Annotated in this window: 10 protein-coding genes; 8 read left to right on the top strand and 2 right to left on the bottom strand. The window is 69.5% G+C overall.

The window, feature by feature from the left end:
• Positions 1–118 precede the first annotated feature (118 nt).
• The gene (locus tag ACZ7KI_RS07650; protein WP_470272382.1) at positions 119–1,327 is read left to right on the top strand and encodes a sensor histidine kinase; all 1,209 of its coding nucleotides are present in this window, start codon (positions 119–121) and stop codon (positions 1,325–1,327) included.
• Positions 1,324–1,989, top strand: a complete 666-nt coding sequence (locus ACZ7KI_RS07655) for a response regulator (protein WP_470272383.1) — start codon at positions 1,324–1,326, stop codon at positions 1,987–1,989. Before ACZ7KI_RS07650 ends, ACZ7KI_RS07655 begins: the two co-directional genes overlap by 4 nt.
• Before the next feature lie 7 nt (positions 1,990–1,996).
• Here the strand turns inward: ACZ7KI_RS07655 and ACZ7KI_RS07660 are convergent, their stop codons facing one another.
• Entirely contained in the window at positions 1,997–3,166 is a 1,170-nt protein-coding gene (locus ACZ7KI_RS07660; RefSeq protein ID WP_470272384.1) for a PucR family transcriptional regulator, read from the bottom strand.
• Positions 3,167–3,733: 567 nt separating this feature from the next.
• Between ACZ7KI_RS07660 and ACZ7KI_RS07665 the strand changes: the two genes are divergently transcribed.
• The 6 genes from ACZ7KI_RS07665 to ACZ7KI_RS07690 all read left to right on the top strand — a co-directional run bounded on the left by ACZ7KI_RS07665 (position 3,734) and on the right by ACZ7KI_RS07690 (position 14,705).
• Entirely contained in the window at positions 3,734–4,429 is a 696-nt protein-coding gene (locus ACZ7KI_RS07665) for a helix-turn-helix domain-containing protein (RefSeq protein ID WP_470272385.1), read from the top strand.
• A 268-nt stretch (positions 4,430–4,697) separates the two neighbouring features.
• Positions 4,698–7,439 carry a helix-turn-helix transcriptional regulator gene (locus tag ACZ7KI_RS07670; RefSeq protein WP_470272386.1) on the top strand — a complete coding sequence of 914 codons (2,742 nt, stop codon included), beginning with the start codon at positions 4,698–4,700 and terminating at the stop codon, positions 7,437–7,439.
• On the top strand, positions 7,436–9,970 hold the full coding sequence (locus tag ACZ7KI_RS07675) for an ATP-binding protein (protein WP_470272387.1): 2,535 nt from the start codon (positions 7,436–7,438) through the stop codon (positions 9,968–9,970). Before ACZ7KI_RS07670 ends, ACZ7KI_RS07675 begins: the two co-directional genes overlap by 4 nt.
• Positions 9,904–12,687: an AAA family ATPase gene (locus ACZ7KI_RS07680; RefSeq protein WP_470272388.1), complete on the top strand. Its 2,784-nt coding sequence runs from the start codon at positions 9,904–9,906 to the stop codon at positions 12,685–12,687. The genes ACZ7KI_RS07675 and ACZ7KI_RS07680 overlap by 67 nt, the downstream gene beginning before the upstream one ends.
• Positions 12,688–13,011: 324 nt before the next feature.
• Entirely contained in the window at positions 13,012–13,749 is a 738-nt protein-coding gene (locus ACZ7KI_RS07685) for an AraC family transcriptional regulator (protein WP_470272389.1), read from the top strand.
• Between the two features lie 47 nt (positions 13,750–13,796).
• Positions 13,797–14,705: a sterol desaturase family protein gene (locus ACZ7KI_RS07690; protein ID WP_470272390.1), complete on the top strand. Its 909-nt coding sequence runs from the start codon at positions 13,797–13,799 to the stop codon at positions 14,703–14,705.
• Between the two features lie 67 nt (positions 14,706–14,772).
• Here ACZ7KI_RS07690 and ACZ7KI_RS07695 read toward each other — a convergent pair whose 3' ends face one another.
• Positions 14,773–15,972: a serine hydrolase domain-containing protein gene (locus ACZ7KI_RS07695; protein ID WP_470272391.1), complete on the bottom strand. Its 1,200-nt coding sequence runs from the start codon at positions 15,970–15,972 to the stop codon at positions 14,773–14,775.
• Between the last annotated feature and the right edge of the window lie 11 nt (positions 15,973–15,983).

Genomic DNA, 15,983 nt, shown 5'->3' on the forward strand with positions numbered 1-15,983 from the left:
GAACTGTCCTCTTCGACGATGGTCGGCGCACTCTTCGCGCGCATCGCCGAAAGGAACTAAAGCCGCCTCATCAATTCGGAGGATGCGGCGGGATCCGGTGGGTGCTGGGATATGAAATGTGTTCGCCGAAACAAACCTCGCCGTGGCCCGGCTGCGGAACCTGCCCGAATGGCAGCAGGACGCGCTGATCGTCGCGAGTTCGGTCGCGGCGGGAATCCTGATGTACTCGATCGGCATGTCCCCGCTGTATGTGACCGGGGTCGCGGATCTGACGCCCGGCTGGTTGCGGCCCACATTGTTCACCGCGATCTGCCTGGTCGAGTTGCTTCGGCGGCGGGCACCCGCGTTCGCGCTGGCGGTCGGGTGCGCGTTGGTCGCCGTCGACTGCTTTTTCGGGGTGAGTGTGCCGATGCTGACGGTGTTCGCCGACCTGCTGTACGCGGCGACGCTGTACGGATCGCGGCGGCTCAGCAAGGACATGATCCCGATGGCGGCCATGGGCGCGGTGGGCGCGGTCGTGGCGGCGCTGATCTTCGCGCCCGGCTGGCGGGAGACCGTCCTAGCCTGTCTTGTCGTGTTGCCGTTCGTCATGATCCCGGTGTGGTGGGCGGCGAAGATCCGCCAGCACCGCGAGATCGCGGACGCGGAACGCACGAACGCCGCGCAGGTGGTGCGGATCGGCGCACTCGACCGGACGGCCGCGGTGGCCGCGGAACGCGCGCGGATGGCGCGCGATCTGCATGACGTGATCGCCGGGGATCTGTCCGCGATCGCGATCCAGTCGGAGGCCGCGTTGTCGGCGAGGGGCGACGTCGAAACGGCGTGGACGGTACTCGCCGCGGTACGCGAGAGCAGCGTGCGCGCGCTGACGGAAATGCGCGCGATGATCGGGTTGCTGCGGGCGGACGGGGAGGCGCAGGACGAGGCGGCCGCGCCCGCCAGGTTGTCGGATCTGGGGAAACTGATCGCCTCGGCGCGGGTGAGCGGGATGGAGATCGAGGTCCGCATCGAGATCGACGAGTCGGTCTCGGTACCGGCAGCGGTGGATCTGACCGCGTACCGGATCGCACAGGAAGCGCTGACCAACGCGATGAAACACGCGCCCCGGAGCACGGCGAAGGTCGAGATCCGCCACGTGGACGGCACGCTCACCGTCGAAGTGGCGAACGCGCTCACTGGACAGCCGGGGACCACTCGTGACACCGGAACCGGTCTGCTGAACATGCGCGAGCGCGCGGTCGCGGTCGGCGGTTCGTTCTTCGCCGGTCCCTCGGAGACGGGCTGGCTGGTGCGGGCGGTCCTGCCGGCCGCGGCGGTGGGCCCGTGACGATCGAGGTTCTGGTCGCCGACGATCATGGGACGGTTCGAGCCGGGCTGGCGTTGATGCTCGACAACGCCGAAGGTGTCCGGGTGGTGGGAGAGGCGGCGAACGGAGCCGAGGCCGTCGCCCTCGCGAGGGAGCTCCGTCCGGATGTGACGCTGATGGACATCCGGATGCCGGTGCTGGACGGCGTCGCGGCGACCAGGGTCCTGGTGTCCGAGCGCTTGTGCGAGGTGCTCGTGCTGACCACCTTCGACGTGGACGAGTACCTGTTCGAGGTCCTTCGCGCCGGAGCGGCGGGATTTCTCCTGAAATCGGTCGACGCGGCGAGGCTGATCGAGGCCGTGCGATCGGTGGCGTCCGGTGACGGGGTACTCGCGCCGCACAGTATCCGTAAGCTGATCTGCGCCTTCGCCGAGGAGAAGGAATCCGGCCCACCGCCCCGGGCCCTGGCGAGCCTGGACGAACTGACCGACCGGGAGCGGGAAGTGCTGGTCTGTCTCGGGGGAGGGCTGTCCAACGCGCAGATCGCCTCCCGGCTGGTCATCGGCGAGGCGACGGTGAAGACCCACGTGTCCAAGGTGCTGGCCAAACTGGGCCTGCACTCGCGAGTACAGGCCGCGATTCTCGCCCAGGAAGCGGGTTTCGCGCTGCCGTGGACGGACTGACAAGTCCCTACCGCGCTGTCTGAGCCGGTTCGGCGCCTTTCCGGCGCTTGGTCGCGGTCGTCACGGCGTGGAGAGTGGCCGCGATGCCGAACATCCGGACGCCCGAACTGCTCATGGGGTCATGGCCGGTGAGTTCACGGATGCGGTCGATCCGGTAATCCAGGGTGCTGCGATGGATGAACAGGTTCTTGGCGGCCGCGTTGCGGTTGAAATCGGACCGGACCAGCGCGGTCAGGGTCTCGTACAGCGCCGGATGCGCGAGCAGCGGCTCGACGACGGCGGACAGCGTGTCCGCCGCCTCGTCCTCGTGCAGGACGGCGTACTCCAGCAGTACGTGCTCCAGCCGGTAAACCCCGGGTTCGCGCTGGGCGGCGCACACCAGGTCGAGGATGTCGGCCGCTTCACGGTGACCGTCGGGGATCTTCGCCCGCTCCCGTTCGGCCATGGCGATCCAGGCCTTCCCGGCGAAGAGCCGGACGAGGTCCTCGCCCATCCGCGGGTTGTCCTTCAGGCCACGGCAGGGGATCAATGCGACGGTTCGGGTCTCGCCGGGCAGGACGAACGTGCCGTCACCGCCCGCGGTCTGGAGCATGCGCACCGCACGGGAGCCAGCGAGGTCCGATGCGTGACGGACGATCGCGATCACGTACCTGGCCGCGAGCCGCGATTCGAGGTCGGCGGGCAGCCGCCTGCCCGCGAGCAGGTCGGCCGCCGGATTCGGCGTCTCGCGCTCGGTGTGGCGCGCCGGTCCGCTCATCCGGGCACCGCTGACGCCGATGAAGAACTCCCGGGTGATTTGATTCGTCAGGCCGAGGATGCCGTTGATCGGCAGCCGGTTCGTCGGACGAGCCCGTGCCAGGACCAGGTCGGTCACTGCGCCGGTGAGGTCGCTGAAGGAGGCGAGCACGTCTTCGAGCGGCAGCCTGCTGGCCGACCACGACTCCCCGGACAAGCGGAGCCTGGTCCGGCATTCGGCGGTCAGTTCCACCGGCTTGGAAAGTGCTTGCAGGTAGAGCGGCACGATCTCGGAGGCGACCCGTTCGGCTTGCCTGGCGAGAACGACCGGGACCCGGCCGACGGCCAGAACGACGATGCTTCCCGCCTCGTCCGGGCGGGGGGCAGGCCGTGGCCGGTCTTTCTCCTGTGCGGGGATATCGTCGGTGATGACCTCGAGCACAGGGCCGCCTCCCTTTCGGATCGGCAGGTTCCCGTGAGTGGCGAGGACGGAATCGGAATCGCCCGTACCGCTCACGGGAAGAGCAGCGGAAGAAGAGTTTCGTGAGCCCGGAAATCGGCCTGAATGGCAGGATTATTCGGGTGACCTGCTGGTGTGGTGCACTGTGAAGATTAATCACGTGTGATCGGACGGGTCAACGTGTCTTGGGTGGCGCGGGGTCAACCTTGTGGTCCGGATGGGCGCCGGGTTCGGTGTGGACGCGGTCGGTACGGGTGGCTGGTTCGGTCCGGTGAAGTGGTGAAGTGAGGACGGCCACTTCCCGGCGTAATGTCGACTCGCCGCCTCGTGATGTATTGCGAAAGACGAATATGGGACATTCTTGGCCCCGTGCCGGTGGGGCTACCGGTCTTCGATGGCGAACGTGTGGCGCGAAAGCGAATCTTCGCTCGTGAGCCGGTGGAATTGTCCGGTGCTCGTTCCGGATTTTACCGAGGTTTCGCTTCGCGATGGCGATCGGCTTTCGGTCGGCCTAATATGAACTGAGCCGATCGGCGCCAGGGGGTTGATATGGACTTGGCCGGATCCGAGGCGTTGAAGGCGCCGATGGAGCCAGTGGACCGTGTCGGTGAAGCTTGTGTGCTGATCGGTGTGCACTGCGGGCCGGAAGTGTCCGAAGACCGGTTGCGGGAGGAACTCGTCCGCATCGCCGGTCCCGGTTTGCTCGGCGTGGACGCGGGCCCGCTCGGTTATGTGCTGATTCCGGCCGAAGACGACGAGGACGGCCTGCGACGCGCTGGAGAGTTGAGCCGGCGGCTGTCCTTTCCCGGCTGGGTGGCCGTGACTCGGAGGCGTACGCGGTTCCAGGAGGGGAAACGGGAGGTCCGCGAGATCGCGGCGATCGCCGTGGCCGCCGGGCGACCGCCCGGTCTGTACCTGATGACCGATCTTCCGGTGGAGTACGCGGTCGTCCGGCAGCCGTCGGTGCTGCGCGGGCTCGGTGCGCTCATCGAGCCGATCGCCGACCGGCCCGTATTGCGGGCCGCGGTGACGGCATTGGCGACCGCGGACGGCAATCGCAGCAAGGCCGCCGTCGATATCGGGGTGCACCACAGCACGCTCGACTATCGCCTGCGTCAAATCCGCGAGTTGACCGGCTTGGACCCGACGAGTGCGCGGGACCTGTCGATCCTGTCGACCGCGTTGACCGCCCGCGCCGTCGCGCGTGGCGGCATTCTGGAAAGCGCGATAGCCCCCGTCTCTTGACCGGCGTGTTCCCCTGTCACGCGTGACAGCGAGACGGGGGCGACTTCGAAGACGATCTTGATCGTGTCGTCCGTCCCAAATTCGCATCGCCCGGCCCGGAATGAGTATTGTTTCCGGCGAGGGGCGAAAGGGGGCGACGATGCCGCGTTTTCGTGAGAAGTCGCGCCGCCGGAGGAGGCCGATTCATGAAAACGTCTCATGAATCGCGGGTAAGGGGCGAGAGCCGGACACTTCTCGGCTGGAAGACCGTTCCGAGGGAGCCGCGAAGATGACCGGCGTCCCGGCTTTTCGTGCGTGCGATCCCCCTTTAGTAGGACGCGTCGCGGAACTCCGCGTGCTATGCACCGCTGCGGACAACGCGCGCACTTCCGGGGTGCGGATCGTGGTGATCAGCGGTGCTGCTGGAATAGGCAAGACGGCTTTGCTGTCGCTGGCCCGTGCCGAACTCGCCGACGGTATTACGGTCCTGCACACCGCTTCGCGTCCTCCCGTGGAACCGTACGACGGAGTCCGAGAGTTCTTCTCGGGACGGTCCGATTTCCGGGCCGCGCTGACCTCCGCAGCGCAGGACGATTACGCAAGCTTTGAGAACCTGACCAGGCTCGCCATCGGCGAGCTGGCCGAGAGCCCGCTCGCGCTGTTCGTCGACGACGCCGAGCACTGCGACGAGAGTACGCTGCGCTGGCTCGGCTTCCTGAGTCGACGAGCTGCCGGGCTCCCGCTGCTCCTCGTACTGAGCCTGCGGCCAGAGACCCAGGAGCGCTCCCAGGCGTTGGCGGCGCTGGCCGCGCGGGACCTCACCACGACCGTGGATCTCGGCCCCCTCGGTGAGCCCGAAGTGGCCCTGCTCGTCGGCAGACGCCTCGGCAACCCGCCCGAGCAGCCGTTTCTCGACGTCTGCCTGGCACTCGGCGGAGATCACCCTCGGGTACTGCGCGTACTGCTCGACGCGTTCGAGCGGCACGGACTGTCACCGGACGCCGGGGGCGCACGGGAAGCCGAGGACATCGGCGGTGACGCGTTGGCCGTCGCCGCGACAGGCTGGCTGCGCGACCGGCCGGAGCCGATCCGCCGGGTCGCGGCCGGGGTGGCCCTGTTGGGCTCGGCCGGGACTTCCGTGCTCGGTGCGCTGCTCGGCCTGTCCGCCATCGCGGTCGAGGCGGCAGTGGCTTCCCTCCGCGAACATCACGTCCTTCGGTCTGGCCAAGGGGATTTCGCCCACGAGGCCGTATCGCGGGCGATTCTCGCCGAACTCGCGAGCGAGGAACTCGACGGGTTGTGTGCCCACGGCGCGCGGCTGCTGCATTGCGAAGGACGGCCGCCGCGCGAGGTCGCCGATCTGCTCGCCCGACTGCCGGCGCTCGACGAACCGTGGATGTCCGCGACGCTGTGGGACGCCGCGGTCGACGCCGAGCGGTCCGGCGAACCGGCCGAAGCCGCCCGCTTGCTGAACCGTGCCCTCGCCTGTTCACCCGACGACGTGCCCACCACCCTCACGTTGGCCAGAGCGCTCTCGGCGGTCGATCCCGAGTCCGCACGGGACCACCTCCTCCGGGTGGTCGACCGAGTGGAAACCGCTCAGCTGCGGGCGACGGCCATGGGCTGGCTCGTCGAAGCCGCCTTGTCCGCTCCACCGAGTTCGGCGGCCTATGAGCGGCTGGCGGAGGTCATCGACGCCGTGTTGTCCACAAAGGAGGCCGGGCTCGCGGAGATCGATCCCGAACTGCGAGCCCGCGGGCAAGGCGCGGTGCTCAACGCGGGCCTCGGCCACGGGGCGACCGTCCGGTCGGCACTCGAGCGGGCACAGCTCATCGAGTCGCCCGGCGTCGGCTATCCGGCGAACCGTTTCCTGCTCGGAAAACTGAGCACCGCCGCGATTATCGGGGGCAGGCCGGGGTGGGAGGTCCGGAGGATCGCCAGGGCCGCGCTCGCCATCCCCCCGTCGGGTGGGGAGCTGGACGAGGGCGTCATCGACGCGGCCTGCGCGCTGTACCTGGCGGGCCGTCCGCATGAGGCGCTTTCGGCGCTCGCCACCGCCCGGCCTGCCGACGCCGCCTGGCCGCGCTGCCACGAGGAGTCCCTGCGGACCTACATCCTGCTGGCCATCGGTGATCTTCCCAGCGCGGTGGCCTCGGCGGCCGCGGCGACCGGACTCGCGGCGGGCCGGGCGTGGGCGTTGCCGCGACTCGCCTTGACCGAAGTCTTCGTGGCCCAGGGGGAATTCGCGGCCGCCGAGGAGCAGCTGGACCTGGCGGACGAAGCCCCAACGAGCTTCTGGGAGCACCGGCAGAGCCTGCTGCACAGAGCCTTCTTGCGGTGCGTGGACGGCGATTTCGACACCGCACTGCGCTGCCTCGTCCGGTGCCATACCGATGATCAGCACGAGCGGGCCAACCCGATGGACACGGTTCGATGGGTGGCGCCCGCGTCGATGCTCGCCGAAGCGGGCAATCGGGCGACCGTCGAGGAGCTCGTCCAGCCGCAACTCGCCGTCGCCGAGCGCTGGGGAACGCGCGAGGGGCGGGCACTCGCCATGCTCGTCAAGGGTGTACTGGCCACTGGCGAGACCGGGCTCGCCCTGCTCGGTGAGGCCGTTCTGCTGCTCAAGGAGAGCGAGTTCCGTTCGCAGCTCATCCTCGCGGAGTATCTCTACGGGCGAGCCTGCTACCAGGCGGGCGACGTCGTCGCGGCCCGCCGTCATCTGCGGGAGACGATCGTCCTCGCCGTCCGCCACGGTTACGCCGCGCTCGGCAGGGAGGTCCGGACGCTGCTCATCGCCGCGGGCGGCTGGATGAGGGAGCCGGACGGCGATCCCCTCGGCCTGCTCACGGCGAGCGAGCGACGGGTGGCCACGCACGCGGCCGCTGGGGCGAGCAACCGGGAGATCGCGGAGGCCCTGTTCGTCACGCTGCGGACGGTCGAGAGTCACCTTTCCAGCACCTATCGCAAGCTCGGCGTGCGGTCCCGGACCGAGCTCGCGATCCTGCTGGGCGATCAGGCGACGTCATGACCGAGTCGGTGCACGTGGTGCTTCGAGAAGCCGTGGACGACGTCCTCGCCGGGCGGCCGTCGGTGGTCCAGCTGACCGGCCCACCCGGTTGCGGCCGTCTGGCGTTCATCGGGTCGGTGATGGCGTGTGCCCGGAAGGCCGGCCTGAAGGTGCTTTACTCGAAGGTGCCGCCGCCGGAGACCGGGATCCGGTACGGGGTCCCGATCGAATTGCTCACCGCGCTGAACCCGGCCCAAAGGCAGGATCCGGCCGACTCCGCGGACGCCCTCTGCGACGAGTTCCTGCGCGCCGCGGCGGAGTCGCCACTGACCCTCGTGGTGGACGACGTCCAATGGTGCGACGAGCACTCGATCGAATGGCTCTCGGCGCTGGTGCACCGCATGCGCCGGACCCCGTTGCTGGTCGTCCTCGGCATGGTTCCGCTGGGGCTGCCCGCCGAAGCCGCGCTGGCCGCGCTGTGGCTGCGCGCGGACACGACCGAGACGGCCTGGCACGTGGTGGAGCCGCCTCCGCTGTCCCACACCGACTCGCGGCGGCTACTGGAGTCGGCCGCCGGGACCGCGCCGGACACCGGGTTCGTGGACGCCGTACAGCGCTACACCCGAGGCCTGTCCGCCTTCGTGAGCGTCACCGTCGACGCGGTGGCGCGGGGTGAATTCGGTGTCACCGCCGACGACCTCCCCGCCTTGGACGCCTGGGCGGCGACCGAACTCGGCGACCGCGACGCCGCGCTGATCCGGGCGCTGCCCGAACCGCTGCTCGCCATGCTCCGCGCGGTCGTGCTGGGCCACGGGTTCTTCGGCACCGAGCTCCTCGCCCGCTTCGACCGCGTGCGGGGACCGGTGCCCGAAGTCGTCCTGGACCGGCTTCGCGTGCTCGGTCTGGTGGCGCCCGGTGATCCGCCCGGGCCGGGCCAGCCGTGGACCTCCGGCCGGGTACTCGCGCAGATGACCGGGCCCGAACGAGAGCGCCTGCGCGCCGAGGCCGCCCTGGTCGGTCATCAGGCCGCGATGCCAGGGCCCGCGCTGGCGCGGATTCTGCTCGACGCCCCCGTCGTCGGCGAGCCGTGGGCGGTGCGAACACTTCGCGAGGCGGCCGAGCATAGTGGTGCCGAAGGCAGACCGAAGGAAGCTGTCGGTTATCTCCGGAGGGCCCTCCACGAACCGATGGGAGCGCTGGACCGGGCGCGGCTCGAGCTGATGATGGCGAGCCTGGAGGTGCGGTACGCGCCCGACGCGAGCGACCGCACGCTGACCAGGATCACCACCGGGCCGGGGCCGGACGAGGTCGGCCCGCTCCGGGTCGAGGCGGCGGATCTGCTGCTCGCGAGGGGCAGCATCGAGGCCATGGAGCAGGCCGTCATCGCCGCCGTCGCCCGGCCGGAACTCACCGAATGCCTTCGCGTTCAGCTCGGCGCGTTGCACTGGCTGGCGCTCGACGGGACCTACGAGGCGGGCTCGCCGGTCATCGAGGCCCCGCCGCTGCCGGCCGATCCGGCCCAGCCCGCCGCCGCGGCGGCGCTGGCGTGGCAGCTCTCGTGCGCCGGCCGGGAGGCGGACCGGGCCAGGGAGCTGGCGCGAAGTGTGCTCGCCGCCGGTTTCGGCGAGGGGGTCCCGCTGAGTCCCCACATCGTCGCGAGCCGGGTCCTGCTCTCCACGGACGACGTCCTTGAGGCGGAAGCCGGGCTCGAAGCGGTCGTCCGGGTCGCCCGGCGCCGTCGCGCGGTCGCCGCCGTCGCCTGGACCAGGGTCATCTTGTCCATCCTCCACGGCCGTCAGGGCCGGGTCGCCGAGGCCAACGACGAATTCGACCGCGCCCTCGGCGAACTGCCGCTGGAACAGTGGCATCCGACCGCCAGGCCGAAGATCCTCGCCCATCAGATCGGGCTGCGGTTGGAAAGCGGGCTTCTCGACGAAGCCAAGCGGCTGGCCGAGGCCGAACCGCCGGCCGGTGCGGAGTCCAGTGTCGGCTGGGCACAGCTGCTGCTCATCAAGGGCATCCTGCTGTTGCGCACCGGCAGGGCGATGGAGGCGGCCGACCGCATCGTCGAGGCCGGGCGGCTGCTGCTGGCCCGTGGCTGGACGAATCCGGCCATGTACGCCTGGCGTTCCTTCGCCGCGAGCGCGTACAGCGCCGTCGGCGACGACCGGGAGGCCGAACGGCTGGTCGGTGAAGAGCTCGAACTGGCCGGGCGATGGGGGGTGCCGAGCACCCTCGGCGGCACCCACCTCAACGCGGCGATGACCCTTCCCGCGCCCGGGCGGTCGCGGCATCTGGAAGCGGCGGTACGGCTGCTCGCCACGACCCCGCTGAAGAGCCGTTACGCGACGGCCGTCCTCATGCTGGCGGCGGAGCGGCAGGCGGCAGGAGAGCACGAGGATCTGGCGGCGCTGGTCGCCGAAGGCGGCACGCTGGCGTGGCGGCTGGGCTCGCGCGCCTTGGTCCAACAGGCGGAGGCACTGGGATGGCAAGCGGAACGACCGGATATTCGGATACGCGCGACACCACGGCCGGTCGGGGACCGGCGGTGAACGGCGCGCGGCTGGTCGAACGGGACGGCGAACTCGGCAGGCTTGCGGCCGCCGCCCGGTCCGCGGCCGAGGGCGAAGGTTCGATGCTGGTGATCCGCGGCCCGATCGGCATCGGCAAATCCGCCCTCCTGCAGGCCGTGCCGCGGTTACCCGGCGTGGAAGACACCCGGGTGCTGCGCGCCCGCGCTTCCGCGTTGGAGCAGGACTACGTGTTCGGACTGGCGCGTCAGCTGGTGGACGCCGGGCAAGGCACGTTGGCTGCGCTGGAAGCGCTCGTGGAGGGCAGGAGTGCCGGCTCACCGCTGACGATGCTCGTGGACGATCTCCACTGGGCCGACGACCCCTCGCTGCGATGGCTCACCTCCCTGGCGCCGCGGCTGAGCGGACTCCCGGTGCTCGTGGTGGTGACCGTCCGGGACGGCGATCCACGTTCCGCCCGGCAGCCGCTGACCGAGATCATCGGCACGGCAGGCGCCGTACTGCGACCGGATCTCCTTTCCGTGCAAGGGATCCGGGAGTTCGCCGCCGCCGCGACGGACTGTGACGACGAATTCGCCAAGGCGCTCCACGAGACCGTCGGCGGGAATCCGCTCTTCCTGAAGTCCGTGTTGCTCGGCTTCGCCCGTGCCGGTACCGCGGCCGGGACCGCGTGTGCGGAACTGGTCCAAGGACGTTGCCCGGCGCAGGTTCGCGAAGGGATGACAGCGTGCTTTCTCGAGCTGCCCGAACCCATCCGCGCCGTGGCCGGCGCGATGAGCGTGCTCGGGGACGCCGGGGACATCGCCATCGTCAGCCAGGTGGCCGGCGTCGACACGGTCACCGGTGCGGAAGCGGCGCGCGCCATGCGGCAGCTGGGAATCATGGCGAAGCGGCAGGAGAACGAGGGGCTGCACCTGCTGGTCCGCGAGACGATTCTTCGTGCGCTGACGATCGAAGAACGGGAACGGCTGCACACCAGGGCCGCCACGGCGTTGCACGCTGACGGCTACCCGGCCGAGCAGGTCGCCGCCCAGCTGATGCCGATCCCGTCACCGCAAGGCGATTTCGCCATCGCCGCACTGCGCGCGGCCGCGGACAGCGCCCAGCGCAGGGGCGCGCCGGACGCCGCGGCCGGCTACCTGCGCCGCGCGTTGCTCGAAACCTCGGCACAGGGCGAGGACCGGGCGCGGCTGCTGGTCGATCTGGCGATGGTCGAACGAACCGTCGACGTCGGTGCGGCGATGCGGCATATCTATTACGCCGTCCCGCTGCTGCGGGACATCCGCGACCGGGCGGCGGCGCTGACCCGGATCGCGCCGCCCATGCTGACCGACGCCCCGCCCGCGATCCGCGTCCTGATCACCGAGACCGCCGAAGAATTCGGTGACCGGCAAGCGGGTTCGGACCGCGATCGAGAACTCGGGCTCGGACTCGAAGCGCGATCGCGTCACATCGGCTACACCGATCCCGCCGAACTCGCCGATTCCCTGCGGCGGCTGTCCGGCCTCGGTGCCGAACCGCCCGTTGAGACCACGGCCGACCGTGAACTGCTGATCGTGCTGCTGTACGCGGCGATGCTCACCGCGGGCAAACCCGCCGACGAGGTCGCCCGGCTCGGCGAACGCGTCCTCCAGCGCGAACCCGCGTTGTCCACGCATGTACACACCGCGCTCCCGATGCTGGTGCTGACGATGACCACCGCGGGTTCGGTCAGCAGGATCGGTCCTTGGCTGGATCTCTCCCTGGAGCACGCTCGCCGCCAGGGGAGCGTCATCGAACAGGCTCTGATCCGGATCGAACAAGCGGGGGTCTCGCTGCGCACCGGGCGGACCGGTGAAGCCAAGACAGCCATGCTCGAAGCCGACAGCCTCGCCGGGGCCGACTTGATCAGCCGATCGTCGTCGTGGAGCGCGGTCACGCTGGCGGCGGTGGCGATCAGTACCCAAGAGCCCCGGTTGGTCGCACTGGCGGACGACTACCGGGGCAGCGGGGGAAAACGCTCCTTCGTGCAAGTCCGGCAATGGGCGCGGGCGTCGCAAGCGCAGGCTCGCGGCGACCTGTCCACGGCTCTCGAACAGTTCCTCGAATGCGGCCGCGCACTGGAACGATCGCGATGGCGCAACCCGGAGCTGTTCCCTTGGCGCGCGGCGGCCGCCGAGACGGCCCACCGGCTCGGCGACCTGCGGACCGCGCGACAGCTCGCCGAGGAGTACCGCGCGCAGGCCGACGAGTGGCAAAGTCCCGTGACGATAGGCCGGGCGCAGCGGATCCTCGGTGAACTCACCGAAGGCGCGGACGGGGTGGCGATGCTGCGGGAAGCGGTCACCACACTGGAAAACTCGGTCAACCGCGTCGAATTGTCGATCGCCCTCACCGCACTCGGTTCCCGGTTGCTGGACAGCGACGCCAAGCAGGCGGGGGTGATCCTGCGCCGAGGCCGCGAACTCGCGAAAGAATGCGGAGACCGCCCATCGGCCGCCCCCGCCACCCTCTTGGACTGGTCGTCGATGCTGTCGAAGGCGGAAGCCCGGGTGGCCCGGCTGGCCGGCGGTGGGCTCAGCAATCAGGAAATGGCCCAGCGGCTCGGCGTGAGCGTGCGCGCGGTCGAAAAGCACCTGACGAACACCTATCGCAAGCTGGGGCTGCGCGGCAGGACCGAACTCGCGGAAACCATCGGCACCACCCAGCCCACGACACGACCGCTGCCCAGGTCTTCCTCGCCGGAAGCGTCGCGTTAGGTCTGGGTTGGCCGCGTGACCCACTCGATATCGGTTGCACCGGGGATGGTGGGTGCGGCATCCGCGTAGCAGGATGGGAACTTGACTGACCAGCGGTTTTACCTCGGCAGTCTGGTGGTTGGGGCGTAGCGCGTGCTGGTCACGTCCGAGACTTCGCCACGCGCCGGACTGGTACAGCCACTCGCGAAATGCTGGGTGGGGATGTCCGGCCGACCGTTACTCTCGGCAACCTGCGGTGATCCATACATGTCAACGCACCTTGGTGGGCGATGGAATCGAGGTTGACCGATGTTGACTCGCCGGAGAACTTGGCAGGGGCGGGCGATGCTCCGTCCCGGCATGCTGATCTACGCGGGCGAGATCGCGTCCGCGCACCGGCATCGGCACGCCGCGGTGCAGATCGTCGCCACTCGTGACGCGGTCGAGTTGCGCGACGCGTCGGGCGACCGGGTCCGCGGCGGCTCGATGGTGATTCCGGCCGGTGCGGAACACGAGATGGTCGGAGGCTCGGCCGGGCTGCTCGTGTTCGTCGATCCAGCCGGGGTCACCGGGCACGCGCTGACCGCGCGGGTGCGGCGAACCGGGCTGCCTGTCGACTCGGCCGCGGCATGGGCCGCCGCGGGCCTGGCACCACCCGACGTCGAGTTGTCCTCCCTCGAACCAGAGCAGTGGGCGGACCGATTGCTCGGTGAGGTTGGAGGTGACATTCCGCTGCGCTCTGTGCACCCAGCGCTGCGCCAGGCGATGGCCCTGCTTCCGTCGATGCTCGACAGTGAGGCCGGACTCACTCGGCTGTCCGCGGCCGTGGGCCTGTCGGCATCGCGGCTCGGACACCTGTTCGGCGAGGAACTCGGATTGCCGTTCCGCGCGTATGTGCGGTGGGCTCGGCTCCGGCGCGCGATCGATCACGCGCGTGCGGGTGGAACGCTGACCGCGGCGGCGCATGCCGCCGGGTTCGCCGACAGTGCCCATCTCACCCGTGTCAGCCACGAGATGTTCGGCCTGGCGCCCTCACATCTGGTCGGCACGGTGCGCTGGTGTGAGCCGGATCGCGAGGGTTAGCGAGTTCGTTCAAGCCGTCGCCCGCCTGTGGCCAGCAGGCTCGGGACATGCGAAATCTCGTGAGATACGGCTACGTGCCGTTCATGCTCCTTGCCGTCAACGGCGCCGGCGTCGCCATCGCCGCGGCAGGGGCTGCCAAGTTATGGTTGGTCGGTCTGGTCTTGCTGGCCGTAGCCGTGTCCTTCGCCGCCGAGCGCGTCCTGCCCTACCGCCAGGAGTGGAACGCGGCGCGTGGCGATGACCGGCGCGACGCGGCCCATGCGGCGGTCAACGAATCGCTCACGATCGCCAGCCTCGCCGTGGTGCCTGTGCTCACCGCGATCACGCCGTTCGACGGGATCTGGCCCGGCGAGTGGCCGTTCGTCGTGCAGGTGCTGGCCGCGATACTCGTGGCCGATCTCGGTATCACGCTGGTCCATCTGGCCAGCCACAAGATTCCGGCGCTGTGGCGGCTGCACGCGGTGCACCACAGCGTGAAACGCGCCTACGGGTTCAACGGGCTGATGAAACACCCACTGCACCAGATCCTGGAGACCGCCGTGGGATTCACCCCGCTCATCCTCCTCGGCATGCCCACCAGTGTTGCCTACGCGGTCGCACTCTGCGCCGTCGTGCAACTGCTGCTGCAACACTCCAATGTGGACTATCGGGTCGGGCCACCGCGGGTCGTGCTGGCGCTGAACCAGGCTCACCGCTTCCATCACCTCAAGTGGGCGGGCGTCGGCGACGTCAACTTCGGACTGTTCACGCTGCTGTGGGATCACCTCTTCGGCACCTACTCCTACGATCCCGAGCGTCAATTCACCAGCGACGACCTCGGTATGGCCGCCAAGCCCCACTACCCGGACGCCTACCTGGCCCAACTCGCCGAACCATTCCGCTCCAGCGGAGCCTGCACGTCCGACGGCCTCGACGCGAAGGCGCCCACCGAACCGGCAGCACCCACTGCACACTGACCGCCCGAGTGAGCTCGCTGCAGACTGCCGCCTGCAGCGAGCTCACGGCGTTTACGCCTCGGCGAGGTCAGCCGCGGTCATCGCACATCGCGCGCTGCTTGAAGGTCGACAGCGCGCCGTCGATGGGGTGGGGCTGCGGATTCCCGGAGGCGTCCAGCTTGTTCCACCGCGCCAGGTTCACCGCGAAGGACAGCTGCCGCTTCCCATCGGCTCGGATCCAGGACTCCGACTGGGCTCCCCAGGTCGAGCCGTCGTGGCCCCAGAAGGTCCCGCAGCCCGGGATCTCGGCCTTGTGCAGCCCCAGGCCATAGTCGATCAGCTGCCCGTCCTGGGCGATGACCGGGACCGTGTGCTGCATCTGCGCCAGCGATGACCGGTTCACGATCTCGCCAGCGAGCAGCTTGCCGAAGAAGCGGTTGAGGTCCTCGACAGTCGAGACCAGACCGGCTCCCATCATCACCCAGGACATGTTGTAGACGCTGTAGTCGCGCGGCGGGTCGACCAGGCCGAACAGCGCCTCGTACATCCGCGAGTGCGGCCCCTTGATCCGCGGCCCGTCCGGAAACTCGGTGTGCCGGAGCCCGGCGCGCTCGATGACGTTGCGGGTGATGTACCTCTCGGCCGTGGTGCCGGTTACCCGCTCCAGGAGCTCGCCGAGCAACAGGTAGTTGGTGTTGGAGTACACCCCAGGGGTGCTCCCAGGCTCGCCGGTGGCGGGCGCATGGACACCCATCTCGATCAGGTCCGCCGTGCGGAACTGCTTGAACCGGTTGTCGTCCACGCTCTGCGCCGAGATATCCGGCAGCGAAGGCCACGGCTTGAACGACGGGTACGCGTAGGGGAGGTATTCGGCGAGGCCGCTGGTGTGGTTGATCAGCATCCGAACCGTGATCTTGTTGCCGCGTTCCCCCGGCACCAGGTGCGGCAGGTAGCCGCCGATCGGCGCGTCGAGCCGGATCCGGCCCTGCTCGACCTGCTGCAGGACCGCAGCGGCGACGAAGGTCTTGGTGATGCTGCCGACGCGCTGTCGCATGTCTGCCCGGATGGGGCGGCCGGTCCGGACATCGGCGACCCCGGACGCGCCGCGCCAGGTCTTGTCCGCATCGCGCACCTCGGCGTAGACGCCCGGCACTCCGGCGCGATGCACAGCGTCCAATGTGGACCGCAGTGCGACGGGATCGAGGCGGGGCGTCGGGGCTGCCGCCGCCGTACTCGTACCGACGACCAGCGCGGCCACGCTTGCCATTACCACCAGCTGGATCTTCAAGACTCGTCCTC

It is taken from the genome of Amycolatopsis sp. NPDC039088, from assembly GCF_055598845.1.